Here is a 25857-nt window from a genome sequence, read left to right as displayed (position 1 = left end):
CAGAAAGGGCAGTGCGATGAGCAAAGTATTTGAATCACAGTCGTTAATCAATGAAGCGAAGAGCAGAAAAAAGCAATATGAGACGCTTGAGGAGCAGCTGAATACGCTGAAAAAAGCGTTTCAGGGAGTTGCCGATTTAGGCGATAATTTTAAAGGCAAAGGCGCGGACAATATTAAAGATTTCTTTCAGGGGCAGGCGGAAATCGTAGACAGCTGGCTGACGCTTGTCTCTGCTCAAATTGCGTTTTTAAACGGCATTTCAGGAGATATTAAAGATCAAGAACTGAATGATTCATATGTAGAAACTTCTTTTTTAGATCATGAGCTGCCCAATGGAGACCTGAAAGCCTCAGAGATAGTCTCCGCCCATAAAGAAGAAATCGATTCTATTTTGTCAGGCATCAGTGATATTATTGACCTCGACATGTATACGCTTGACGACTATGCAGATAAGATGGGCGATGCCCAAAAAATCAGACGTGACACGATTACGGCAGTCGATAAGCTTGATGAATCCCTGACAACTGAATATCAAAATTTAGAATCTCTGGACAACGCAGTGCTCACCAAATATTCCGTTCTCATGCAGGCCACCAGCAACGGGAAGAGCGCTTCTCCTATGTACTATGACAAAAAAGCCTTCCACAGCAATGAAGTCTACAAAAGCGTCATTGAAGTAGAAAATCAAGGAACAACCTATATCGATGCAAAAACCCAGCAAGCAGAAGCAAGACGGCTCCAGGAAAAAGCCGAGGAAGAAGCAAACAAACCGTGGTACGAAAAAACATGGGATGGAGTTTGCAACTTTACTGGAGAAGTCACTGGCTATTATGATTATAAAAGAGCAACCGAAGGCGTTGATCCGGTTACCGGAGAAAAACTCTCCACCGCAGAACGTGTGACAGCAGGAGCTATGGCCGCAGCCGGATTTATACCAGTCGTCGGCTGGGCAGGCCGTGCTTTCAAAGGCGGAAAAGCCATCTACAAAACCGGAAAAGCAGCTATCGCTGCTAAACACGCATTAGACGCCTACAAAACAGGCAAATCCTTAGACATTCTCAAAATGACAGAAATGGGCGCATACGGCCTTGTTACGTCAAATGGATTCACAGAAGCCGTCACGGGACGGGATATGTTTGGAAACAAAGTGTCTGAGGAGAAGCGGAAGCAAGGGGCGCTGGAAGCTGTGCTGAGTTTGGTTGGAGCCGGTGCACTGGCGAAACATATTGATAAAGGCATCCCGCTTGCAACCCATTCAAAAGTTCAAACAGCTAACAAGACATTAGAAAAAGTAAAACAATTCAAAGTCCCAACAAACGTCCGCGTGTACGCAGAACGCCCTGTAACTCCGGATGGCTTCACATTCGGAATCCCGACAGTACGTGTCGATGTGGAAAAGACGGCTGTTAAGGATCTTGGGATTGTGAAGATGGTTAGTAGCCAGTCAAAAAAACCTAAATGGTTGGAAAAACCTGAGGGGATGACTCAAAATGATTACGTTGCTCATAATGGTACTAACTACAGTAAGAAGAAACGGACTGAAGAATACAATGCTGCGATAGCTGACAGAGAGAAGATAGTTGGAGACAATTCCAATGGATATCGTTTAAAGGAACCAACTAAGTGGATGGAAGATAGAGGCATGGTACAAATAAAAGAGAGGTTAAAAAGAAAGTCTTGGACAGATAAAGATGGATTTAATTGGCAATGGGATTCCCAGCATGGCAAATTAGAAAAGTGGAACCGCAGAAGAACAGAGCATTTAGGAGAGTTTGATCCTGTAACTGGTAAGCAGACGAAAAAAGGCGAGCCTTCAAGAAGATGGGATGGTTAAAAAATATGGAACATGGAATCAGATTTATTAATGAATACCCTGAAATCGGTGAATTGCTTCATCGTCTATTTGTGAAAAGGGAATTAGACGAATGGTACAAGAGCAAATGCGCAGAGAAAATAAAAGTACCTGATGAATTTAATCAAATAAAAGGTTTGAAAAAAATTGAAGTTAGAGATTTAAACAATCCTTCTGGAGAAATCAATATCCACATGCAAGATCTTTCTGGGGAAAATGAATTTCATCTAGAACAGCAAATCAATATGAAAGTATCTAAATTGGTTCCTGTTTATGTATTAGATTATAGTTATTCCCTAAGACACGATTTAATCGATGGCGTTTATGATATTGTAGGAACCGCTGAATCTTTAGAATTTATTCAGGGAACGAACTATATTAATAAAATAATGCAAGAGAAAGGGTTTATTGAACTCAGTTATTTGTATGATTACTACGATACTGTGTATGAGTGGAGTGAATTGCCGCATATACAGCCTTTCAACAGGAGATTAACATTAGGAGATGCCTTGTTTACTGATGTATTAGAATTGCTATAGTTAAAAACTTGCCGTGTTGTCATCGGCAAGTTTTTTTATAGATAGTATAACAATGTGGAGTGCAAGGAGAAGCGGGATGGAAAGAGACCATATTTCTCAACTGCAGCCATTAAAAATCTGTAATGGCTGGTCTGTAGTACTGAACAATTTATGTTCAGAAAAAAGAATGCAAGAAAAATGTGAATTACTAATACTACAAAATGAAAAACGTAAGGCCTTTATTAAGGTAAGTTATGAAAATAATCAATACCATATCAAAGTAGCTGGTTTACATACAGATAAGATTTATGAAGATGAATCTTTTGATGAGATAGAACAATTATTAGAAGAGTTAGAATATCAAATCTGGAGTGTGGGAAGCGGGGTTTTAGAGGGTTTGCAGCCACTAAGCCAACAGATTCCCAATTTTTTAAGGCTAAAGATACCAGCTGGTTGGACTGTTGATTATATTACATTAAAAGATACTGATCCTAAGACGCTAGAGGCAAATGATGATGCTTGGTTATTTGACTTTAATCAAGATCTCCTGCAGATTTCTCATAAGACAAAAAATTTGCTGCTTGACGTAGGGTGGTACCCAGAAGGTGATCCAGCCGGAAGCTATGGGGTTGAACTGATAAAAAACGAAGATTGGGAAAATCCTTTAGAGGATATTATGTGTACTGAACTTAAAGAATTAATTAAACAATTGGATTATATTTTTATGAAAGAAATGAAAAATGAATAGTAATAAAAAAGCAGATTATACTATCTGCTTTTTTCAATGATATAATTTGGTGTCATTGCTAGAATCGACATGCAGGACAATTGAGCGCGAAGAGAGGGAAACAAGTAAAATGGAAATACATCAAATTCACGATTTTCATCTAAAAGATGAATCGGATTTTGTTCAAATACAACAATCCCTTAGAAATCGTATCAACCTAACCCCCACGATCCATCCAGACTCCATCAACACCTGCGCAGGCGTCGACCTGGCCTATTGGGAGCAGGATGGAGAACCGTACGGGGTGTGCAGTATTATCGTGATTGATGCTGATACAAAAGAAGTCATTGAAAAAGTGCACAGCATGGGGAGAATCAGCGTGCCGTATGTTTCGGGTTTTCTTGCGTTTCGCGAGCTGCCTTTGATCATCGAGGCGGCGAAAAAGCTGGAGACGGAGCCGGATGTCTTCTTGTTTGATGGCAACGGATATCTGCATTACAACCATATGGGCGTTGCCACCCATGCGGCTTTTTTTCTCAATAAGCCGACGATTGGGATAGCGAAAACCTATCTCAAAATCAAAGGCTGCGATTTCGTGACGCCTGAAAATGAAATAGGTGCATACACTGATATTATCATTGACGGCGAGGTATATGGACGGGCGCTGCGAACGCGGCGGGATGTGAAGCCTATTTTCTTGTCTTGCGGAAATAACATTGATTTAGAAAGCAGTTATCAAATTACGTTGAGCCTGCTTAATCAAGAAAGCAGACTGCCGATTCCTGTCCGCCTGGCTGACCTTGAAACACATGTTTTGCGAACGTTTTATCAGAAAAATCACGTGTAAAACTTGCAGGCCGGAATCTGCAAGTTTTTTTAATGATTCCTATATACAGGACAATCTGTGAATGAGAGGAACCATATATCAAACGACATTTCTGGACCAAAATAAAAAAGCACCTGTCCAGGTGCTTTTTTCTATAAATGAGGGATCACAAGGCCCCCATATAAAAACGCCGCGATAATCAAAAATGCCGGATGCATTTTGAATTTTGTCATGACAAGGAGCGAAATTCCCGCAATCACGATCGATTGGACCCAGCCAATCGCTTTGATGCCGTCTGCGCCGATTTGCCAGGTAAGAATGAGCATCATGACCGCGATGACAGGCTGGACGGACAGCGTCATGCCTTTGATGACAGGTGATTGGCGGAAGCGCTGGATGATGCGCAGCAGGACGATCAATGCGAGCGCCGACGGTACGACGGTTGCGATCAGGGCAATTAGGAAGCCGGGCCACCCGCCTGCGCTGTAGCCGACATACGCAGCGATTTTCGTGGCGATCGGGCCCGGCAAAGCGTTCGCAAGTGCTAGCATATTTGAGAATTGATCGTTTGAGAGCCAGCTGTATCTGTTTACGACTTCTTCAAACATTAGCGGAATAGACGCAGGTCCGCCGCCATATCCCAGTAGGTTTGCGATAAAAAACGCCATAAATAAATAGATCGATATCATGAGGCTGACATTCCTTTATCTTTTGAATGTTTATTTGTGATTTTGTCTTTCAGTTTAAAATGAAACGCCCCGTACGCTAAGAAAATGATAATGACAAGGCCGGGATTAATCTGTAAAGTTTGCAGGCCGATAAAAGCGATGATAAAAAACAGGATGCCGGTGACCCAGCCGAAACCTTTTAGCGCTTTTTGGCCAAACTCGTACGCCATGATTCCGAGCATTACCGCAATTACCGGCGTGACGGCACCAATCATGCCTGCAACAATTGCTGAATGGCTTAACACATTTACAGCCGCAAACAAGCCCACCATCGCAAGACATGTAGGCAGAATGTGGGCGAGGGTCGCCACAATTGCACCTAATGTGCCTTTTAGCTTAAAGCCCAGATAAGCAGCCATTTTGGTGGCAATCGGTCCGGGAAGCGCATTAGCGATTGCTAATATTTCTCCGAATTCATCATCGTCAATCCATTTATACTTATTGACCGCTTCATGGCGGATCAGCGGAATCACGGAAGGTCCGCCGCCGAACCCTAATATGCCGGTGCGAACCATTGCGGCCGTCATATCCCGATAAGGATGGTTTTTCATTCGTTTCTCTCCTTTACAGCTTCATTCCCATACGGCTTTTGTATCGTTTGATCAGCATCTGGCAATCAACACTGACGACGCCTCGCAATGGATACAGCCGTTTTGTTAAAAATTCTTCCATTTCTTGATCGTTGGCAAAGATCCCATGCATATGCAGCTTGCTCGGGCCTGTCATGTGATAAAGGCTGGTGACCGCAGGCTCTTCCTCAAGCTTAAGAGCGACGTCTTCTAAAAATTGCGGTTCTACCTCGACATTGAAAAACACGGAAACATGAATGCCGATTTTAGCGGGATTGATGACAGCGGTGAATTTTTCAATAACACCGGCTTCAATTAATTGGTTGATACGGGCCTGGACGGCGACCCGTGACAAATCGACTCTTTTGCCAAGATCCGTATAAGAAATTCTGCCTTCTTCATGCAAAATCGTGAGAATTTGTTTATCAGTCTCATCAAGTACAAGGTTGGGGATTTGATATTCATGACTCAATTGCTCCACCTGCTTTCGTAGCCTTTTAGACATCATTTTACCATAAAAATTACGTTTCGAAATTATAATTTTTCATTTGTTTTCGAAATGAATGTCAAAACATCTTATTATTTGCGAAAGGAAGAAAGTTCGTCAGTTTTTCTGCCGGATCAGTAGATGTGAAAAATCAGGCTTCCTATACTGAAGAAAATTTCTTAAAAAAGGGGACTTGTGATGAACAATTCTGTCATCGGTACAAAGCAAATGGTCGTCAGTCCGCATTACCTCGCTTCTCAAGCCGGAAACCGCATACTGGATAAGGGAGGCAACGCGTTTGACGCCGCTGTTGCGGTGAGTGCTTGTCTTGCGGTTGTGTACCCGCATATGACCGGACTTGGCGGGGATTCCTTTTGGCTGACTTTTCACCAGGAAACAAAGGCAGTAAAAGTCTACAATGGCAGCGGCCGTTCAGGAAAAAACGTAACGAGAGATGTATATAAGGGAAAAAGCGCGATTCCGCTGCGGGGAATTGACAGTGCCATTACCGTGCCGGGAATGGTTGATAGCTGGGATGCGGTCCTGAAGGAGTACGGGCGTCTGTCTCTTGCAGATGTATTGGAGCCCGCACGCGATTATGCCCAAAATGGGTTTCCTGTATCAGCTGATCAGTGTCGTCACACAGAAAAGAATATTGAATTGCTGGCCTCCACGCCTTACACGGCTGACATCTTCACGAGAAGGGGCAAAGCACCTGTCCCGGGAGAGCGGTTTGTGCAAAAAGAGCTTGCAGACAGTCTGAACTTGATTGCTAAAAAAGGAAGAAGCGCATTTTATGAAGGAGATCTCGCTCAGCGGATTGTCTCACATTTACAGAATAACGGCAGTTACATGACAATCGATGATTTTAAAGCGCATCGGGGTGAGTGGGCAGCGCCTGTATCAAGTGATTATCGAGGATACAGTGTGTATCAGGCGCCGCCGAATTCTCAGGGATTTACCGGTTTATTAACACTGAACATTTTGGAAAACTATGATTTCACCCAAATCGAACACGGTTCATTTGAGTATTATCATGTGCTTGTGGAGGCATTGAAAAAGAGTTTTCTAGATCGGGATGCCGTCCTGACTGATCCGGCGTTTGCAGACATTCCGCTTGAAAGGCTTTTGGACAAACGTTATGCAAAACAATTGGCAGAAGAAATCGGCTATCTCGCAGTACCGGCAGAAAGCAGGCCGGTGGGAAGTGATACGGCATATGCGGCCGTAATCGATGCGGATGGCAACGCAGTGTCATTCATCCAAAGCCTGTACTTTGAATTTGGCTCGGCAATCACTGCCGGTGATACAGGCATATTACTGCAAAACCGCGGATCATTTTTCTCACTGGATGAAAATCATGTCAACATGCTTGAACCGAGAAAGCGTACCTTCCATACGCTGATGCCGGCTATGGTCTGTAAAGGCGGAAAGCCGAAAATTCTGTACGGTACACAAGGCGGCGAAGGCCAGCCGCAGACCCAGACGGCCATCATTACCCGAATGCTGGACTACGGAATGCATCCACAGCAGGCAATTAGCGAACCGCGCTGGGTATGGGGCAGAACGTGGGGAGAAGAATACGAAGGTCTCAGAGTTGAGGGCAGATTCACAGACAAAACAATCCAAAAACTGAAAGACAGCGGACATCTCGTGGAGGTTGTCGGTGACTATGATCCGCTGATGGGACACGCGGCTGCAATCAAAGTTGATGAAGAAGGCTTTCTCCAAGGCGGAGCCGATCCTCGGGGAGACGGAGCGGCTGTGGGGATTTAAATAACTAGAGGATACAAATATAAATCAAAAGCGCAAACATTAGGGAGACCTCTACAATGTGGTACATATACTGTTTATCTTCAGGTCTATAATGCCACTCCATAAAAATTCGTATTGAGTCAATCACAATAAAAAATAAAAGAAGCAAATATTCAACTGGAAAAAATGAGAGTGAAAACACAAACAAAATAAGTAAAGTGATTTCGATCCATTTGTGTGTATTGCTGACATGCTTATATCGCCAGCAGGATTTATCAATACCGTATTTTTTCTTTATGAAAAATTGAGAGGCGAGACTGATGGTAATAGTGATCAGCATTAAAATCCAAAAGTTTGTCATTCCAATTCCCCCTAATCTACCTTTATACGAAGAAAAAGGAAAAACGTTTCATAAAAGAACACCCCGAGCTTACTCTGGGTGTTCTTTTTTTTGATATTTTTTCAGTTTTTTACAGGCGATATTTTGTAATCATAAGGTCTTTTTGACTAGTTTCTTCTATTTAAATAGTCCTTCTCTTCAGCTGGGACGAATCAGTGTGAATTCTTCCCCGAGCTTGGCATAGTGATTTCCCGCCAATCGTGAGGCAGGCTTTAATTCATCCGTTAAAATATATCCCTTTTCTGCATCATACACCTTTTCATCTAGGTGGAAGCAGACAACTCTTCCGATGAGCAGATCTGCTGTAGTGACGCCTTGATCATTGTCAAAGGTAATATGCCGCTCTAATTTGCACTCAAAGCGAACGCGGGCTTCCTTAATGCCGGGAACTGAAACAGCTTTGCTTTCAACAGGATGAAGCGAGGTGCGTGTAAGCTCGCTTTCATCCGGCCTTAAGCTTGCAGCTGTTTCATTGATATCTTCAATGATGGCTTCATCACTGACATGAACAACAAATTCTCCGTTCTCCACTGCGTTTCGCGCTGTATCTTTTTGGCGTCCTTCCGTCCTGTTAACAGAAATGCTGAGAAGCGGAGGATCTGAGCTGACGACGTTATAAAAACTGAAAGGCGCGGCATTGACCGCTCCTCCTGAAGAAAGTGTTGTCACAAATGCAATGGGACGGGGAATAACGGTACCTGACAATAGCTTGTATGTGTCTTTGGCACTAAGCTGATCAGCTTGAAATATGTACATAGCAACAACCGCCTTTATCGTTAGGATACCTTGATTATAACGAAATGGTTTAAAGGAAACCAAATGATGCGGGTTGCATATGTTATGTCATGACATATATCTAATACAGGGCAAATAAAAAAATAGGCTTCCGTACCTCCGCCGGCAGCCTATTGAAACAATGAAAACTTAGATTATTTGTATTTCTTTTTGACTACCCAGCAATTGCCGTCTTTCCAGTATTCTTTTTTGCTGTCATAATCATCGTGTTTTTTGTAGTCGTCGCAGTGGTGGTGCGGTTTTTTGTAGTACTTCTTATGGGAACGATAAGATTTTTTGTGTGTGCGGCATGACTTCTTATAGCTGCGAGATTTTTTCTTGTGAGAACAGTATGACTTTTTGTAGCTGCGAGATTTTTTGTAAGAACGGCAAGATTTTTTATAGCTGCGAGATTTTTTGTAGGAACGGCAAGATTTTTTATAGCTGCGAGATTTTTTGTGAGAACGGTACGATTTTTTGTGGCTGCGAGATTTCTTGTGAGAGCAGTATGATTTTTTGTGGCTGCGAGATTTTTTGTGAGAACAGAATGATTTTTTGTGGCTGCGAGATCTTTTGTGAGAACAGAATGATTTTTTGTGGCTGCGAGATTTTTTGTGAGTGCGGTGCGACTTTTTATGACTGCGTTTTTTTCCATGAGGCTCTTGGTATAAATAATCCTTTAAACCTTCTTTTTTTGCGGATTTCACCGCTTCTTTGATGTCAGAATGGGAATAGTGGCCCAATTTGAAATCCTCCTTTTAAAAATGATGTTAAGGATGAAGATCCTTACTACCCTCATAGTACGCGCGGTTTTAAAAAGTGTATAAGTGTTCCGCTGAGATCTTATAAAAAATAAAAGCCTAAAATTTGTAAGGAGGATTATGGATGAAGAATCAATCCAATTTACCGCTTTATCAGCTGTTTGTTCATCCAAAAGATTTGCGTGAATTAAAAAAGGATATATGGGACGATGATCCGGTGCCAGCTGTGATGAAGGTAAATCAAAAAAGGCTGGATATTGATATCGCTTATCGGGGATCACATATCAGAGACTTCAAAAAGAAGTCATACCATATTTCCTTTTATCAGCCGAAAACATTCCGCGGCGCGCGAGAGATTCACTTAAATGCGGAGTACAAAGACCCTTCCTTGATGAGAAACAAATTGTCTCTGGATTTTTTCTCGGAGCTAGGGACACTGTCTCCAAAAGCAGAGTTTGTGTTTGTAAAGGTGAATGGGAAGAATGAAGGGGTTTATCTTGAACTTGAATCCGTTGATGAATATTATTTGGCGAAAAGGAAGCTGGCTGATGGCGCGATTTTTTACGCGGTGGATGATGATGCTAACTTTTCTCTGATGAGCGATTTGGAAAAGGAAACGAAGACGTCGCTGGAGCTTGGATATGAAAAGAAGACAGGGACTGTGGAAGATGATTTTTATTTACAGGATATGATTTTTAAAATTAATACTGTCCCTAAAGCTCAGTTTAAGTCAGAAGTGACAAAACACGTAGATGTCGATAAGTATTTGTGCTGGCTTGCCGGTATTGTATTCACCTCGAACTATGACGGGTTTGTGCACAACTACGCATTATACAGAAGCGGGGAAACCGGATTATTTGAGGTGATTCCTTGGGATTATGATGCGACCTGGGGCAGGGATATCCATGGAGAGCGGATGGCTGCCGATTATGTAAGAATTCAAGGATTTAATACACTAACCGCCCGGATATTGGATGAATCCGAGTTTCGCAAGTCCTACAAGCGCCTGTTAGAAAAAACGCTTCAATCTCTTTTTACGATAGAATATATGGAACCGAAAATAATGGCGATGTATGAGCGGATTAGGCCTTTTATCCTGATGGACCCATATAAAAAGAATGATGTTGAGAGTTTTGACCGTGAGCCGGATGTGATTTGTGAATATATTAAAAACCGTTCACAATACCTCAAAAATAATTTAAGTATTTTATGAATGTGTGAAAATAGGTATTCTGCTGAAAAAGCGACAATTAGGCTATTGAATTAGTTCAACAAATAATCGTGACACGTATATATGCAATATGTTTATCATCTATGTATAAGTGACTAGGAGGAACTTGAATGAGCAAGAGGAGAATGAAGTATCATTCAAATGATGAAATATCTTATTATAACTTTTTGCATTCAATGAAAGATAAAATTGTTACTGTATATCGTGGAGGTCCGGAATCTAAAAAAGGGAAATTAACTGCTGTAAAATCAGATTATATTGCTTTACAAGCTGAAAAAAAAATAATTTATTATCAGTTGGATCATGTGAAAAGTATTACTGAGGATACCAATAATAGCACCACAGCAATTGAGACTGAGGAAATGCCCGACGCTGACGATTTTCATAGCTTAATCGGACAATTAATGAACCAATCAGTTCAATTTAATCAGGGGGGGCCGGAATCTAAAAAAGGAAGATTGGTCTGGCTGGGAGATGATTACGCTGCGTTAAACACAAATGAGGATGGGGTAGTGTATTTTAATATCCATCACATCAAGAGTATAAGTAAACTTGAGCCCGATTTGAAAATAGAAGGACAGACGCCAGCGGGTGTCTTGGAAGCTGATTATTTAAGCGAGGTTTTTAAGAGTCTGACTCATAAATGGGTTTCAATTAATCGTGGAGGTCCGGAAGCCATTGAGGGTATCCTTGTAGATAATGCCGACGGCCATTATACTATAGTGAAAAATCAAGAGGTGCTTCGCATCTATCCTTTTCACATAAAAAGCATCAGCTTAGGCCCAAAAGGGTCGTACAAAAAAGAGGATCAAAAAAATGAACAAAGCCAGGAAGACAATAATGATAAGGACAGCAATTCATTCATTTCTTCAAAATCATATAGCTCATCAAAATCATCTAAACGATCACTAAAATCTTCAGATTATCAATCATCCAAATCTGGTCGTTCGTCACGTTCAAAAAGTTCATCAAAATCATCTAAACGATCATCAAAATCTTCAGATCATCAATCATCAAAATCTTACAGCTCATCAGGTTCAAAGAGTTCATCAAAAACATCTAAACGATCACCAAGATCTTCAGATTATCAATCATCAAGATCACCAGGTTATTCAAGTTCCTTAAAAAGTTCAGGAAAACAAAAGGAAGATTATAGCTATGAAACGATTGTCAGAACGATAGACTATCACTGGAAACGTAAATTTTAATAGATAATGGAGGAGCATCAGATTAAGTGATGCCCTTTTTCAGTTAAAGGAGGAGAATCGTGAAAGGTTTGAATCAATTCCTTAACACAGATGTTGAGGTTGTCATTTCAGGAGATACAAGGTTTGTCGGCACCCTCATAGATATCGGACAGGATATTTTTGTTATTTTTGATGGCTGCAATTATCTTTATATTCCCTTGTTGCATCTTCATCAAATGAACAAGGCGAAAATAATGACCAGTACTGAGAAGCCATTTTTGATCAATCCGGAAGATCCAATGATAGAGGCAGAAACTCAAGCTTTTTCATATAGAAATACATTAAACAAGGTCAAAGGCCAGTTTATTGAAGTTTATGTAACTGGGGGTCGATCGATCCATGGGTATGTTACAAATGTTTTAAACGATTATATTGTATTTTTCTCACCCGTATTTAAAATCCTTTTTATATCTATGCATCATTTAAAATGGTTTACCCCTTATTCAACTGAACAAACACCGTATACTCTTGACAACTCACAATTGCCTGTCGTGCCTTCCAAAGTTCCTCTTGTACGTAATTTTGAGGAGCAGATCAAAAAAAATATTGGTGAATTGGTCATATTTGATATGGGAGAGGTGCCAGAAAAAGTTGGTCTATTAAAGGATGTCTCTAATAATATAATTGAGCTTATTAACGCAAGTGGAGAGCCAGTCATTTGGAAGTTAAATCATCTAAAGACAATGCATCTTCCCTAGTGTATACAAAACTGCCCTCTTGAATAGCAGAAGGCAGTTTTTCGTTTCATACTGTACTAAAGAAATAACCAACTGATCCAAAAATATAAACATGTTAACGTAAAAAGAACAGTCAGCGGAATGATGATAATGGTCGTTTTTATATATTCGCCCCATGAAATACTTTCATCATGCTGTTTTAATATATGCATCCAAATAAGCGTTGCTAAGGTTCCCATAGGTAATAATAATGAACCGATATCACTGCCGATAATATTTGCCAAGTAGATGATTTTTGTGGTTGAAGGATTCAGGGTCATTTCAGTTAAGGTAAAAGTACTGATCATTAACGCTGGATGATTGTTAAAGAGATTAGAAAAAACAGAAGTAGAGATACCTGATGCGAAAGTTGCATGGGCGAGGCTTCCAGAAACCACGGGTTCAAAATAATTCACAAGTAACTCAGTGAATCCAATATTATGCAAACCATAAATTAAGACATACATAGTAAAAGCGAATATAAAAATGTGCCAAGGCGATTTATATAACAAGTCTCTTGGGGAGGTTTTGAAATAAATCCATCTCCAGCTCAACAGGATAAAAGATCCGATGACAGCGACTAGAGGAACAGAAATACCGGTATATGATGCTGCAAATAGACTCATTCTGACGAGAAAAACAAATGCAAGCACAAACAACATGATTTTTGTTTGATTTTGTTCTGGTAAAGGAGCTGATGGCGAATGAAGAGGATGGTACCTTCTATGCCGCAGAGACTGAAAATGGCTCGGTATATCTGGCAGGTTCTTGGGAAGACGTTTATAAAAGAACATAAACAGTAGACAAGTCATAAAAATGAGTCCCATCATACTAGGGACAAACATCATGGCAGTGTGAAGATATAGATCCATTCCAATTATTTTGAGAGAAATTAAATTAACAATATTACTTACGCCAATCGGTGCGCTAGAGGCTGTGGCTATTAAAACACCGCTTAATAAATATGGGGCTTTTTGATGTTTTTTTAAACCTAAATATTTTAGTACAAGCAAAAGGATTGGAGTTGTGATCAAAATGCTCCCATCATTATTCAGGAAAATGGTCATGAGAAAGCAGAGCAAATTGGTTAGCCAAAAAAGCTTGATGCCTGAACCCTTGGATTGTTGGAGCAGTTTTGCAGCCACCCAATAAAAGAAACCAAAGCTTTCTAGTGCAATGGCCATAATCATAGTGGCAAGGATTGTAACCGATGCACCCGTGACTTTTGTTCCGATTTCCCCTAAGTCTGCCAATGACACACTTCCGCACAATAAAACCATTAAAGCGCCAAATGTGGCGGGGATAGCTTCATTTAGTCCTTTTGGTCTCCAGAAAATAAAAATCATTGTTACGAAAAAAACGAGCAATGTGAATATGCCGGTGAACTCAATAATTTACTTCACCTCTCTATCTTTCATTTTTAAAATCAAACTAATGTCCTGCGCTTACTAATGTCCTTGCCAACTATTTGTACTGTATGTATACGTATACTGATATAAAGTTGTACTAAGCGATTATATTAAATTAATAAAATTTCCATAAGAAACCCAAAAGAAAAAAGAGATTGCAAGTATCGTTCATGTACCTGCATCACTCTCTTTAGTTCTTGTCTGCTGACAATTTGAAATATGAATAAAATGCTTTATAAGCGGATTATGATTGTCTTTGCGGTAAGCAATAACCCATTCTGCATTAAGCTGTATTTGGTCCATTTTTCGATAAGTAACATCCAAATTAAATAATTTTTTGGCTGAGGAAGGAACAAATGTCATACCAATTCCGGCACTGACTAAACCAATCACCATTTGATATTCTGTGGCTTCCTGGACAATGTTGGGTCTGAAGCCCGCTTGTTCACAGAACTGAATAAAATCCATGTATAGAGTAGGCCATGCTTCTTTAGCAACAGTAATAATTGGTTCATCTCTTAAATCCTCAATCGTAATTGATTCCTTAGAAGTCAATGGGTGTTGCTTAGGCAAAGCTAAAACACAAGGGCTGCTTTGGGCGGTTTCGATATGTAAAGCTGTATGCTGTAAGGGAGGATGAAGTATACCAATATCAATGTTGCCCTTTAGTAGCTCCTCCTGCTGCCTAGACGAGGATATTTCACGCAGTTCTATTTTCACAGATGGGAATTTTTTACGATATTCCCGGACAATCGGCGGCAGAAATTCATATGTAGCTGATCCGACAAAACCGATTACGAGAAGGCCTTGCTCGCCGCGGGCCGTCCGCTGTGCCAGTTCAATTCCTTGTCCGATTTGCATCAATGCCATCCGGCAATGATTTAAAAAGATTTCTCCTGCTGCGGTAAGCTCGACAAATCGTTTTGTCCTTTTCAGAAGCGTAACTCCGACTTCTTCCTCCAGCTGTTTGATCTGCTGGCTGAGAGGAGGCTGCGTCATGTTCAGCCGCCGGGCAGCCTTTCCGAAATGAAGCTCTTCGGCTACTGCGATAAAGTATTGAAGATGGCGAAGCTCCATTCAATATGCATTCCTTTCCATAGGTTAATAATTCGTATTACATATTAATCATAAGGCGAATCGATATTGGAGGTCAATTTCCAAAGAGTGTATAGTGAAACTTATCACAAGATATTTAAAATTTTACGTTTAAAATGCATAATAAGGAGTGAGGGTGTTGACAAAAGCAACAAAAGAACAAAAATCCCTTGTGAAAAACAGAGGGGCGGAGCTTGTTGTTGATTGCTTGGTGGAGCAAGGTGTCACACATGTATTTGGCATTCCAGGTGCAAAAATTGATGCGGTATTTGACGCTTTACAAGATAAAGGACCTGAAATTATCGTTGCCCGGCACGAACAAAACGCAGCATTCATGGCCCAAGCAGTCGGCCGTTTAACTGGAAAACCGGGAGTCGTGTTAGTCACATCAGGACCGGGTGCCTCGAACTTGGCAACAGGTCTGCTGACAGCGAACACTGAAGGAGACCCTGTCGTTGCGCTTGCTGGAAACGTGATCCGTGCAGATCGTTTAAAACGGACACATCAATCTTTGGATAATGCGGCGCTATTCCAGCCGATTACAAAATACAGTGTAGAAGTTCAAGATGTAAAAAATATACCGGAAGCTGTTACAAATGCATTTAGGATAGCGTCAGCAGGGCAGGCTGGGGCCGCTTTTGTGAGCTTTCCGCAAGATGTTGTGAATGAAGTCACAAATACGAAAAACGTGCGTGCTGTTGCAGCGCCAAAACTCGGTCCTGCAGCAGATGATGCAATCAGTGCGGCCATTGCAAAGATCCAAACAGCAAAACTTCCTGTCGTTTTGGTCGGCATGAAAGGCGGAAGACCGGAAGCAATTAAAGCGGTTCGCAAGCTTTTGAAAAAGGTTCAGCTTCCATTTGTTGAAACATATCAAGCTGCCGGTACCCTTTCGAGAGATTTAGAGGATCAGTATTTTGGCCGTATCGGTTTGTTCCGCAACCAGCCTGGCGATTTGCTGCTTGAGCAGGCGGATGTCGTTCTGACGATCGGCTATGACCCAATTGAATATGATCCGAAATTCTGGAATGTCAATGGAGCCCGGACAATTATCCATTTAGACGAAATTATCGCTGACATTGATCATGCTTACCAGCCTGATCTTGAATTGATCGGTGACATTCCGTCCACGATCAATCATATCGAACACGATGCTGTAAAAGTGGAATTTGCAGAGCGTGAGCAGAAAATCCTTTCTGATTTAAAACAATATATGCATGAAGGTGAGCAGGTGCCTGCAGATTGGAAATCAGACAGAGCGCACCCTCTTGAAATCGTTAAAGAGTTGCGTAATGTAGTCGATGATCATATTACAGTAACTTGCGATATCGGTTCGCACGCCATTTGGATGTCACGTTATTTCCGCAGCTACGAGCCGTTAACATTAATGATCAGTAACGGTATGCAAACACTCGGCGTTGCGCTTCCTTGGGCAATCGGCGCTTCATTGGTGAAACCGGGAGAAAAAGTGGTTTCTGTCTCTGGTGACGGCGGTTTCTTATTCTCAGCAATGGAATTAGAGACAGCGGTTCGACTAAAAGCACCAATTGTACACATTGTATGGAACGACAGCACATATGACATGGTTGCATTCCAGCAATTGAAAAAATATAACCGTACATCTGCGGTCGATTTCGGAAATATCGATATCGTGAAATATGCGGAAAGCTTCGGAGCAACTGGCTTGCGCGTAGAATCACCAGACCAGCTGGCAGATGTTCTGCGTCAAGGCATGAACGCTGAAGGTCCTGTCATCATTGATGTCCCGGTTGACTACAGTGATAACATTAATTTAGCAAGTGACAGGCTTCCGAAAGAATTCGGTGAACTCATGAAAACGAAAGCTCTCTAGCACTCTGCGCATCACGACACTGTTTTATGAACAGCACTAAATAAAAGGAGTGAAGGGAATATGAAACGAGAAAGCAACATTCAAGTGCTCAGCCGCGGTCAAAAAGATCAGCCTGTGAGCCAGATTTATCAAGTATCAACAATGACTTCTCTATTAGACGGAGTATATGACGGGGATTTTGAACTGTCAGAGATTCCGAAATATGGAGACTTCGGTATCGGAACCTTTAACAAGCTTGACGGAGAGCTGATTGGGTTTGACGGAGAATTTTACCGTCTCCGTTCAGACGGAACTGCGACACCAGTCCAAAACGGGGATCGTTCTCCGTTCTGTTCATTTACGTTCTTTACACCGGACATGACGCACAAAATTGATGCGAAAATGACACGCGAAGACTTTGAAAAAGAGATCAACAGCATGCTGCCAAGCAGAAACTTGTTTTATGCAATTCGTATTGACGGATTGTTTAAAAAGGTGCAGACAAGAACGGTAGAACTTCAAGAAAAACCTTACGTGCCAATGGTTGAAGCGGTCAAAACACAGCCGATTTTCAACTTCGACAACGTGAGAGGAACGATCGTAGGTTTCTTGACACCAGCTTATGCAAACGGAATCGCCGTTTCTGGCTATCACCTGCACTTCATTGACGAAGGACGCAATTCAGGCGGACACGTTTTTGACTATGTGCTTGAGGATTGCACGGTTACGATTTCTCAAAAAATGAACATGAATCTCAGACTTCCGAACACAGCGGATTTCTTTAATGCGAATCTGGATAACCCTGATTTTGCGAAAGATATCGAAACAACTGAAGGAAGCCCTGAATAAAAGAAAAAAAGAAAGCCCCTTTTAGCAGGGCTTTCTTTTTATTTGGCTCTTTTCCTGATTTTAGATAAAATAACATCAAAACAGTAAAGGTGTGGTCTGATGAAAATATTGGTTTTGGCAGTGCATCCTCATATGGAGACCTCAGTTGTTAATAAGGCGTGGGCTGATGAATTGAGTAAACATGACAATATCACAGTACGGGATCTTTATAAGGAATACCCGGATGAAGAAATAGATGTTGCGAAGGAACAGCAGCTGTGCGAGGAATACGATCGGATTGTCTTTCAATTCCCGCTATATTGGTACAGCTCTCCGCCGCTCTTGAAAAAATGGCAGGATCTTGTGCTGACTTACGGCTGGGCTTTTGGTTCAGAAGGAAATGCCTTGCATGGCAAGGAGCTGATGCTGGCTGTATCAACAGGGAGCGAAGCGGAAAAATATCAAGCGGGCGGAGCAAATCATTACTCGATCAGTGAGCTATTGAAACCATTTCAGGCTACAAGTAATCTGATCGGCATGAAGTATCTGCCTCCATATGTGTTCTATGGCGTGAATTATGCAGCTGCAGAGGATATTTCTCTCAGTGCAAAACGGTTAGCCGAATACATCCAGCAGCCTTTTGTTTAAAATACAGCCCTGTCGAACATACGGCAGGGCTGTATTTGCTTAAAAATCCGGCAGCTCAGACAGGTTATTTTCCTTAATGCCGTCCGGTTCACTTCGCAAAATGTCACGCCCGTATTTATGGAAGACATCAACATGAGCGAGTTTTCCTGCTTTTGCTTCTGACAGCGCGGTAGGGTAGTCGAGCTCTCTTCCTGTATTGGTTTTCACTGCGATAATATTGTCTTCCTCATTTCTTCTAACCGCAATAATTTCTTCTTTTCCAGATGGAACATTTTCTTGATCGACAGTTGTTTGCCGGGCTTTATACGATTCATATGCTGCTTCAAATTGATCCATATTTACACCTCCGCTTTTTAGCGTGAACAAAAATGTCGATGATCATGTAAGGTTTCGACACAGCATACGACAATATTTCCTGAGAAATATCTTGGGAATGTGACAAATCCATTCATAATAAAAGGGATTCCGCATAGATACGGAATCCCTCTCAGTTATTTTGTCATGTGTAAATCCTTTGTTTTCATATAACCTGTCGCACCGCCGTAATCAACGAATACCCAATCAAAATCAAAACCGCCTTTATTCGTTTTACTCCAGCCTAAAAAAGAAACGCTTGTGTCTGCTGGAAGAGTCTTAATGCTCTTTCCATCAGCGGATGTATATACTTTTGTTTTTGTTTTGGTTTTTACCGTTGTCGCTGCTTTTACAATGTAATGAGTGGATACAAATCCTATCTTTCCGTTTTTATACTGAACCTTTGCCCAGTCAGCATTTGAGAAGGAAATCAGCTTTAGGCTATCTCCTAAGTGCAGCGTATCGGCTTTCTGGCTTGATGCGGAAGGCTTCGTTCTGACATTTAGAGCCTCTGCTGATACCAAATAAGAATCAATCGGATAACTGTATAAATCATCAATGCTTACCGTTGTTTCTGGCTGTTGGGCATGGATCGTTCCAGCGCCCCCTGCAGTAGCCGCAGTCATTCCAGCCGCAAGTGCTAATGTTGAAAATATTTTTGTTGGTTTGTTCATGCCGTTCCTCTCCTCACGTAAGAGAAATAATTCATTCTATATCCCTATTCACGTTATCGCAGGTTCCTAAACATGAAAAAGGATCAGATAAAAATCTGATCCCGTGACAATTATTTTTGTGTTTCTAGTTTGAGAGGCGCGGATATTGTTTTTTTTACTTTTTTTCCGTGCAAAATATCATCTGCTGCTTCTGTAGCCAGTTTACCGATTAACTCAGGCTGCTGAGCGACGGTGGCCGACAGCTTTCCATCTTTAATGGAAGCGAGCGCGTCTTTATTGCCGTCAAAGCCGATCACCAATATGTCTTTTCCCGAGCTGTTAATTGCCTCGAGAGCACCGAGCGCCATTTCATCGTTGTGAGCAAAAACAGCTTGGATATCAGGATGTCCCTGCAGCAGGTTTTCCATGACAGTCAGGCCTTTCGTGCGGTCAAAGTCAGCTGATTGTTTTGTGACAACTTGGAGCTTTTGGTCTGCGATGTTATGGAATCCTGAGCCGCGTTCCCGTGTGGCAGATGCGCCGGGGACGCCTTCAAGCTCTGCCACCTTTGCTCCTTTTCCAAGTTTGTCGGCAATAAACGCCGCGGCCATCTCACCGCCCTTTACATTATCGGAAGCAACGAGGGTTTCAACTTTTCCTTGTTCGGCAGATCGATCGATTGTTACGACGGGCACACCGACTGCGTTTGCAGATTCTACTGCCGTTGAGATCGCCGAAGAATCAGTCGGGTTGATTAATAATGCATCAACACCTTGCTGAATTAAATCTTCCACGTCACTCGTCTGTTTCGATGAATCATTTTGTGCATCAACAATGATGACTTTCATTCCCCGTTTTTTAGCTTCTTTTTCGATACCCTTTTTTAATGAGACAAAAAAAGGATTATTAAGCGTTGAGACGGACAAGCCAATGGTGAATTCCTTTTTGTTCCCCGAGTTTGACGGCTTTGCCCATTGGGGAGGCTCAAGCGAACAGGCGGTTAACAAAAATAATGATAACGTTAAAATGACGGATACAGCCTTTTTCATGTGAAACCCTCCTAAGCTGACTTCTTGCGGTCTAATAATACCGCAATTAAGATAACAATCCCTTTGACAACCAGCTGATAAAATGATGAGACGCCAAGCAGATTAAGTCCGTTATTAAGTGTGCCGATGATCAGCACCCCGATTAACGTGCCGACAATGCGTCCTCGGCCGCCGGAAAGACTTGTCCCGCCTAAGACGACTGCCGCGATAGCATCAAGTTCGTACGATTCCCCCGCAGTCGGCTGGGCCGAATGCAGGCGGGAAGTCAATATGGCACCTGCAAGAGCGGATAAAAGCCCGGCTAAAGAATAGATCATCACTTTCACGCGCGTCACTTTGATGCCTGAAATGAGCGCGGCTTTTTCGTTGCCGCCGATAGCGTACGTTCGGCGTCCGAATGGTGTTTTATGAAGAAGCACCCAAAGGATGACAAAGGCAAGAACCATCGTAATCGCCGGTACAGGAATGCCTAAAAAGTAACCGCGTCCGAACATCTGAAAAGCGTAGTTTGTGCCAAGTCCTGTAATCGGATTTCCATCTGTATACACTAGCGTCAGTCCGCGAAACACAGTCATGGTCGCAAGCGTGGCGATAAAGGGCGCCATTTTTCCTTTAGTAATCAATAATCCGTTGATCATGCCTAGTACGGCACCAATGATACAGCCAAGGATGATCGCGAGAACCGGATCGACACCGGACACAATCATCCCCGCAACTAAAGCACTGGAAAGGGCAAGAATAGCGCCGACAGAAAGATCAATGCCGCCTGTCAAAATGACAAAGGTCATCCCGAACGCGATTAATCCGTTAATGGCGACCTGGCGAAGCAGGTTTAAAATATTCAGCGGTTCAAGAAAGCTGGGATTTAAAATAGATACAATGATAACGAGAATAAATAAACCAAGAAACGGGCCGAGTTTTTGCATGACTCCGTCGAAGTGAATCCGTTTTTGTTCTGTTTGCAGTTGTTCCGTTTTCATATTACCGCCCTCCCGTGGCAAGTGTCATAATTCGTTCTTGTGTTGCTTCTCGTGCATGGATCTCTCCGCTGATTCTGCCTTCATGGACAACGATAATCCGATCGCTCATTCCCAGAATTTCAGGCAGCTCTGATGACACCATGATGATAGCGACGCCGCGTTCAGTCAGCTCATTCATCAGCGTATAAATCTCTCGTTTGGCGCCAACATCCACACCTCTGGTTGGCTCATCCAAGATAAGCACTTTCGGTCCGATGCCGATCCACTTGGCTATCACCACTTTTTGCTGGTTTCCTCCTGATAAATGGCGTGCGTGCGTTTCCGGTGATGCTGTTTTGATAGTGAGGCGTTTGATTAACAGATCGACAAATTCAGCCTCCCGCTTGAAATCAATGAGACCCTTTGGTGAGAAGCTGGACAGATTGGGCAGGGCAATATTTTCGCGGATCGAGGTGTCGAGCAGGAGCCCTTCATCCTTGCGATTCTCTGTAATAAAGCCGAGACCTTTTTTCACGGCTTCCTGCGGGTTCTTAATAGCCGTTTTTTTCCCAGCGATCCATATCTCACCCGTGTCCAGCCTGTCAACGCCGAACAGCGCTCTCATCATTTCTGTCCGGCCAGCTCCCATCAATCCTGAAACACCGACGATCTCACCGGAACGAACATAAAAGCTGACATCTTCAAAACTCCCTTTTACGGAGGCATTTTTCACCTCGAATACTTTGTCACCGAGAGAAGGAGTGCGTTTTGGATATCGTTCAGTCAGCTCCCGTCCGACCATTTTTTTGACGACTTCATCAAAATCAGTTTCTGAGATGTTTGTTGTATCTACCGTTTTTCCGTCACGCATGATGGTAATTCTGTCGCAAATCGCAAAAATTTCTTCCATGCGGTGCGAAATATAGACAATGGAGACGCCGTTCTTTTTTAACGCTGTAATGACCTCAAAAAGCTTGCTGATTTCGCGTTCAGTCAACGCTGCGGTCGGTTCATCCATAATGATTACCTCGGCATTTGTCATAAGCGCTTTTGCGATTTCGATCATTTGCTGCTGTCCGACGGAACATTCGCCGGCTTCTTGATCAAGAGAAAGAGAGACGGAGAGTTTGTCAAATTGCTCTTTTGCTAGCGCTTTCATTTTTCTTGTTTGTAAAACGCCCAGCTTGGAGGATATCTCTTTACCGATAAATAGATTCTCAAGAACGGTCATTTCCGGCCAGATATTCAATTCCTGATGGATAAAGGCTATTCCATGCTGTTCCGCTTCTTTTGGATTGGAAAAATACGTTTCGTTTCCGTTTATGCTGATTTGACCTTTATCTGCTTTGTGCAGGCCTGTCAAAATGTTCATAAGCGTGGACTTGCCGGCGCCGTTTTCTCCCATCAAAGCATGTACCTCGCCAGGCACGAGCTGAAAGGAAACGCCTGACAGCACCTGGTTTTTTCCGAATGCTTTATGAATGTCTTTCATTTCAATCTGCATGTTTCATCCTCCTTTCTAGAAAAGCACACCCGCCTGCAGGATGCAGTTGGCATATGGTGTGAATTCTCCTGTTCTTATGACTGCCTTTGCTTCATTTGTCAGCAGCTTAAACTCCTCATGAGAAAGGTATTCAATCTCTTGTTCAGAGAAAAGATTTTCTAGAAATCTCGCATTGTCCTGATTGGATGCTTTTATTTCAGCTGCAGCAATGACTTTTTCGACCGCCATTTCCTCAGCCAGTACTGCCGTTGTATCTTGGAAAGCCGGAAGGCCCGGCTTCAGTGAAAGATCAATTTTCAAAACACCGTCGGGAACAGGCAGTCCGGCATCCGCGATGACAATTTTATCAGTGTGGCCAAGGTCGGCTAAAATCTTGGCAAGATGGCTGTTCAGCATACCGTGTTTTTTCATGACAGCAGCTCCTCTACTTCATTTCTTGTCGGCATTCCGCCTTGGGCACCGAAGGAACAGACAGAAAGGGAAGCGGCACGGTTGGCAAACCGCAATGCGGCTTCAATGTCTTTTCCCTCAGCCAGGGCCACGGCAAATGCTGCGTTAAACGTATCACCGGCTCCGGTTGTATCAACGGGCTCAACAGGAAAGGACGGGATGAGCACTTCTTTGCTGCCAGCCGAATAGCGGACGCCTTGTTTTCCTTCTGTAATAAAGAGCTTTGCCGGATAAAGCGCCAGAGCTTCAGAAATGGTAAGCTCAGGGAATAAAATCGATGCCTCGTGTTCATTCGGCGTCAGATAGGTGGCGTGATCAATTGTTTCCTGCTTGAGCGGGCGGGCCGGTGCCGGGTTTAGCATGATCGGGATATCGTGAGAATGGCAGTATTTGCACACCTCATCAACCGTTTCTTCTGGGATTTCCTGCTGAATCAGCACCATATCGACCTTTTCAATCTGTTCGAGCGCGTTTAACGCATACGCTGGGGTGATGTCATCGTTCGCGCCTTTGACAACGACAATGCTGTTATCACCTTCAGCAAGCACAATATGAGCGGTTCCGCTTTCCGTATGTGTAACCGGTTCCATATAGTCAGTGCGAACGCCGTTAGCTTTGAGATTATTCAAAATAGCTGTTCCATAATGATCGTCTCCAACCTTGCCGACCATAAACACTTGAGCCCCAAGTCTGGCTGCGGCAACGGCCTGATTTGCTCCTTTGCCGCCCGGCACAGTCTGAAAGGACGTGCCAAGAACCGTTTCACCGGCTTTTGGGCGTTTATCCGAGGTGACTACTAAATCCATAGAACAGCTACCAACCACACAAATATTACGCATCTTAATCTTCCTTTCTTGTCGTCTTTCTTCCTATATAGGTGACAGGCATTTGAATTGCCGTTTCTGCCAGCGGCCGTTTTTTGATGATACCCAAAAGCAGTTTGGCAGCTTCTTTCCCCATATCATATGCAGGCTGTCTAATTGTAGAAAGTGGCGGGAACAGAAGTCCGCTTTGCGGAATGTCATCATAGCCGATAATTTGAATGTCCTCCGGCACGTTTTTTCCGCGCCGCAATGCTTCATGTAAAACGGCAGCGGCTTGAATATCATTACTCGCGATCACACCATCTGTCGCTGGATAAGCGGCAAACAGCTCCTTCGCCATCGATTGTGCATCTTTAATTGAAAATGAAGCCGTCTCAATGACCTGAAACTCAACTTCAGCCTGCTTTAAGATTTCCAAAGCGCCGTTAAAGCGGTCTTGAGCGGTCGGCAGGTGAGCGGGTCCTCTCAAGAGTGTAATGCGCTGGCTTTTTCCGTGAATGATAGCCTTGGCGGCTAACTTTCCTCCTTTATAACCGTCACTGGACACAGAAGGGGCTCCTTCTAGTGTTCTGTCCAGAAAAACAACTGGATAATTCATGCCGCTGTATTCCTCGAGATCCGGGTAATTCGTTGCGGCAATAATGCCTGCGACATGATTTTGTTTAAAGGTTTGAAGGTATTCAAGTTCTTTTTTCAATTCCTCGTCACTGTTGCCGAAAATAAGGCGATAGCCTTCCCGGTTCAATTCATCCTCCGCACCGCGGGCAAGCTGGGGGAAGAAAGGGTTTGTGATATCCGGGAGCAAAAGTCCGATCAGTCGGGATTCTCTTTTATATAGAGATCTGGCGACTTCGTTCGGGTAATAGTTCAGCTTCGCCATCGCCGCTATGACACGCGTTCGCGTTTCTTCGTGTACATAGCCGTTATCATTCAGGACGCGGGAAACCGTCGCAACTGAAACGCCCGCCGCTCCGGCGACATCTTTAATTGTAGCCAAAACAGCTCCTCCTTGTTTATGTAACCGTTTACATAGATAGATTATCATGAACAATCCGAAGTTGGCAATAAAAATATCAAAAGAAATCTACTTGTAAATTGTATATATAATTGAAAAATTTAAGGTTTTCACTCTTTTTTTGACAAAGTCTTCACAAATATGGATGAAGATTTCATGAACAAATATTAAGTTTTATTAAAATTGTTTCAAAGTCATGCGTTTAGACCTGTAAATGGTGAGAAACAGAAAAGACTATCATCCCAGAAAATGTTTAATTATGTTAGAGAATTCGGACTCGTATGTTTAGCGTTTTCATCTGGAACCTCCTTAGTCATTTTGGAATGGGCCTAATATTGCTTATTCCATGCAGAAAGGATGACATTATGACCTTGTCCTTAAGAAACAGGATAAAACTATTTTGTGTTCATAAGAACCGGAAACACGCATGATAGCAGGAGATGCTTGATAACACAGGCTGAAAAAAAGATTGATTTGAAATGCATATTAAATACAAACAGCAGGATGTGACTATACGTCCAGAAGGATATCAGGAGAAAAATGAAAGCGCATTCTCTTCGATTTTTTAAAAAAGTGATAAGGTATAAGTCCTGCTGTTTTCCAAAAATAGAAAACAGTTTGTAGGTATAAAATCTCTTTCAAACGAG

At 42.6% G+C, this 25857-nt stretch carries 27 protein-coding genes; 11 read left to right on the top strand and 16 right to left on the bottom strand.

Annotated elements, in window-relative coordinates; all coding sequences use genetic code 11:
* The first annotated feature begins 16 nt into the window (after window positions 1–16).
* From AC0OMA_RS18445 to AC0OMA_RS18430, 4 genes are all read left to right on the top strand, one after another.
* Window positions 17–1834 carry a T7SS effector LXG polymorphic toxin gene (locus tag AC0OMA_RS18445; RefSeq protein ID WP_474222334.1) on the top strand — a complete coding sequence of 606 codons (1818 nt, stop codon included), beginning with the start codon at window positions 17–19 and terminating at the stop codon, window positions 1832–1834.
* Between the two features lie 5 nt (window positions 1835–1839).
* Window positions 1840–2391, top strand: a complete 552-nt coding sequence (locus tag AC0OMA_RS18440; RefSeq protein ID WP_322839803.1) for a hypothetical protein — start codon at window positions 1840–1842, stop codon at window positions 2389–2391.
* 76 nt (window positions 2392–2467) lie between these two features.
* Window positions 2468–3118, top strand: coding sequence for a hypothetical protein (locus tag AC0OMA_RS18435; protein WP_327830299.1), 651 nt, complete (start codon window positions 2468–2470; stop codon window positions 3116–3118).
* A 109-nt stretch (window positions 3119–3227) separates the two neighbouring features.
* Window positions 3228–3944 (top strand): endonuclease V, encoded by a 717-nt coding sequence (locus AC0OMA_RS18430; protein WP_474222333.1) that lies wholly within the window; start codon window positions 3228–3230, stop codon window positions 3942–3944.
* A gap of 131 nt (window positions 3945–4075) precedes the next feature.
* On the opposite strand, the gene chrA is transcribed toward AC0OMA_RS18430, so the two are convergent.
* From chrA to chrS, 3 genes are read right to left on the bottom strand one after another with little or no spacing between them, the layout of a single operon-like run.
* Window positions 4076–4612, bottom strand: coding sequence for a chromate resistance efflux protein ChrA (chrA, locus tag AC0OMA_RS18425; protein WP_474222332.1), 537 nt, complete (start codon window positions 4610–4612; stop codon window positions 4076–4078).
* On the bottom strand, window positions 4609–5202 hold the full coding sequence (gene chrB, locus AC0OMA_RS18420; RefSeq protein ID WP_047183308.1) for a chromate efflux transporter subunit ChrB: 594 nt from the start codon (window positions 5200–5202) through the stop codon (window positions 4609–4611). The genes chrA and chrB overlap by 4 nt, the downstream gene beginning before the upstream one ends.
* 13 nt (window positions 5203–5215) lie before the next feature.
* A complete protein-coding gene (gene chrS / locus AC0OMA_RS18415) occupies window positions 5216–5692 on the bottom strand; it encodes a chromate efflux transcriptional regulator ChrS (protein WP_047183307.1) in 477 nt (158 codons plus the stop codon).
* Between the two features lie 213 nt (window positions 5693–5905).
* On the opposite strand from chrS, the gene ggt reads away from it, so the two are divergent.
* Window positions 5906–7483, top strand: a complete 1578-nt coding sequence (gene ggt, locus AC0OMA_RS18410) for a gamma-glutamyltransferase (RefSeq protein WP_474222331.1) — start codon at window positions 5906–5908, stop codon at window positions 7481–7483.
* 4 nt (window positions 7484–7487) lie between these two features.
* Here the strand turns inward: ggt and AC0OMA_RS18405 are convergent, their stop codons facing one another.
* The 3 genes from AC0OMA_RS18405 to AC0OMA_RS18395 form a co-directional block, all read right to left on the bottom strand.
* Window positions 7488–7823, bottom strand: a complete 336-nt coding sequence (locus AC0OMA_RS18405; RefSeq protein WP_474222329.1) for a DUF4181 domain-containing protein — start codon at window positions 7821–7823, stop codon at window positions 7488–7490.
* 177 nt (window positions 7824–8000) lie between these two features.
* Complete coding sequence (locus AC0OMA_RS18400; RefSeq protein WP_015714833.1) at window positions 8001–8618, bottom strand: flavin reductase family protein; 618 nt, start codon at window positions 8616–8618, stop codon at window positions 8001–8003.
* Window positions 8619–8791: 173 nt separating this feature from the next.
* Complete coding sequence (locus tag AC0OMA_RS18395) at window positions 8792–9379, bottom strand: CotG/ExsB N-terminal domain-containing protein (protein WP_181220231.1); 588 nt, start codon at window positions 9377–9379, stop codon at window positions 8792–8794.
* A gap of 142 nt (window positions 9380–9521) precedes the next feature.
* Here AC0OMA_RS18395 and cotH point away from each other — a divergent pair, with 142 nt between their 5' ends.
* The 3 genes from cotH (at window position 9522) to AC0OMA_RS18380 (ending at window position 12573) form a co-directional block, all read left to right on the top strand.
* Window positions 9522–10610, top strand: a complete 1089-nt coding sequence (gene cotH / locus AC0OMA_RS18390; protein WP_474222327.1) for a spore coat protein CotH — start codon at window positions 9522–9524, stop codon at window positions 10608–10610.
* Between the two features lie 128 nt (window positions 10611–10738).
* A complete protein-coding gene (locus AC0OMA_RS18385; RefSeq protein WP_474222326.1) occupies window positions 10739–11836 on the top strand; it encodes a spore coat protein CotH in 1098 nt (365 codons plus the stop codon).
* Window positions 11837–11895: 59 nt separating this feature from the next.
* A complete protein-coding gene (locus AC0OMA_RS18380) occupies window positions 11896–12573 on the top strand; it encodes a DUF2642 domain-containing protein (RefSeq protein WP_003227857.1) in 678 nt (225 codons plus the stop codon).
* A gap of 56 nt (window positions 12574–12629) precedes the next feature.
* Here the strand turns inward: AC0OMA_RS18380 and AC0OMA_RS18375 are convergent, their stop codons facing one another.
* Complete coding sequence (locus tag AC0OMA_RS18375; protein WP_080109047.1) at window positions 12630–13958, bottom strand: arsenic transporter; 1329 nt, start codon at window positions 13956–13958, stop codon at window positions 12630–12632.
* Between the two features lie 210 nt (window positions 13959–14168).
* Window positions 14169–15077, bottom strand: coding sequence for an acetoin biosynthesis transcriptional regulator AlsR (alsR, locus tag AC0OMA_RS18370; RefSeq protein ID WP_003227859.1), 909 nt, complete (start codon window positions 15075–15077; stop codon window positions 14169–14171).
* Window positions 15078–15234: 157 nt separating this feature from the next.
* Here alsR and alsS point away from each other — a divergent pair, with 157 nt between their 5' ends.
* The 3 genes from alsS to AC0OMA_RS18355 all read left to right on the top strand — a co-directional run bounded on the left by alsS (window position 15235) and on the right by AC0OMA_RS18355 (window position 18402).
* Window positions 15235–16947, top strand: coding sequence for an acetolactate synthase AlsS (gene alsS / locus AC0OMA_RS18365; protein WP_474222324.1), 1713 nt, complete (start codon window positions 15235–15237; stop codon window positions 16945–16947).
* Between the two features lie 60 nt (window positions 16948–17007).
* Window positions 17008–17775, top strand: a complete 768-nt coding sequence (gene budA, locus AC0OMA_RS18360) for an acetolactate decarboxylase (protein ID WP_003244457.1) — start codon at window positions 17008–17010, stop codon at window positions 17773–17775.
* Window positions 17776–17874: 99 nt separating this feature from the next.
* Window positions 17875–18402 (top strand): NAD(P)H-dependent oxidoreductase, encoded by a 528-nt coding sequence (locus AC0OMA_RS18355; protein ID WP_015384832.1) that lies wholly within the window; start codon window positions 17875–17877, stop codon window positions 18400–18402.
* A 39-nt stretch (window positions 18403–18441) separates the two neighbouring features.
* On the opposite strand, the gene AC0OMA_RS18350 is transcribed toward AC0OMA_RS18355, so the two are convergent.
* The 8 genes from AC0OMA_RS18350 to AC0OMA_RS18315 form a co-directional block, all read right to left on the bottom strand.
* Window positions 18442–18738: a DUF3892 domain-containing protein gene (locus AC0OMA_RS18350; protein WP_015384831.1), complete on the bottom strand. Its 297-nt coding sequence runs from the start codon at window positions 18736–18738 to the stop codon at window positions 18442–18444.
* A gap of 155 nt (window positions 18739–18893) precedes the next feature.
* A complete protein-coding gene (locus AC0OMA_RS18345) occupies window positions 18894–19430 on the bottom strand; it encodes an SH3 domain-containing protein (RefSeq protein WP_015384830.1) in 537 nt (178 codons plus the stop codon).
* Window positions 19431–19540: 110 nt separating this feature from the next.
* Window positions 19541–20458, bottom strand: coding sequence for a ribose ABC transporter substrate-binding protein RbsB (rbsB, locus tag AC0OMA_RS18340; protein ID WP_015384829.1), 918 nt, complete (start codon window positions 20456–20458; stop codon window positions 19541–19543).
* Window positions 20459–20469: 11 nt separating this feature from the next.
* Window positions 20470–21438, bottom strand: a complete 969-nt coding sequence (rbsC, locus tag AC0OMA_RS18335) for a ribose ABC transporter permease RbsC (protein ID WP_003227873.1) — start codon at window positions 21436–21438, stop codon at window positions 20470–20472.
* 1 nt (window position 21439) lies between these two features.
* A complete protein-coding gene (rbsA, locus tag AC0OMA_RS18330) occupies window positions 21440–22921 on the bottom strand; it encodes a ribose ABC transporter ATP-binding protein RbsA (RefSeq protein WP_181220223.1) in 1482 nt (493 codons plus the stop codon).
* Between the two features lie 15 nt (window positions 22922–22936).
* Entirely contained in the window at window positions 22937–23332 is a 396-nt protein-coding gene (gene rbsD / locus AC0OMA_RS18325; RefSeq protein ID WP_181220222.1) for a D-ribose pyranase, read from the bottom strand.
* Window positions 23329–24210, bottom strand: coding sequence for a ribokinase (gene rbsK, locus AC0OMA_RS18320; protein WP_047183295.1), 882 nt, complete (start codon window positions 24208–24210; stop codon window positions 23329–23331). The genes rbsD and rbsK overlap by 4 nt, the downstream gene beginning before the upstream one ends.
* A 1-nt stretch (window position 24211) precedes the next feature.
* On the bottom strand, window positions 24212–25192 hold the full coding sequence (locus AC0OMA_RS18315; protein WP_047183294.1) for a LacI family DNA-binding transcriptional regulator: 981 nt from the start codon (window positions 25190–25192) through the stop codon (window positions 24212–24214).
* Between the last annotated feature and the right edge of the window lie 665 nt (window positions 25193–25857).

The sequence above is a fragment of the Bacillus sp. AMCV2 genome, from assembly GCF_056033925.1.
The sequence above is the reverse complement of the archived record's forward strand: the minus strand, read 5'-3'. Positions and strand labels throughout refer to the sequence as shown.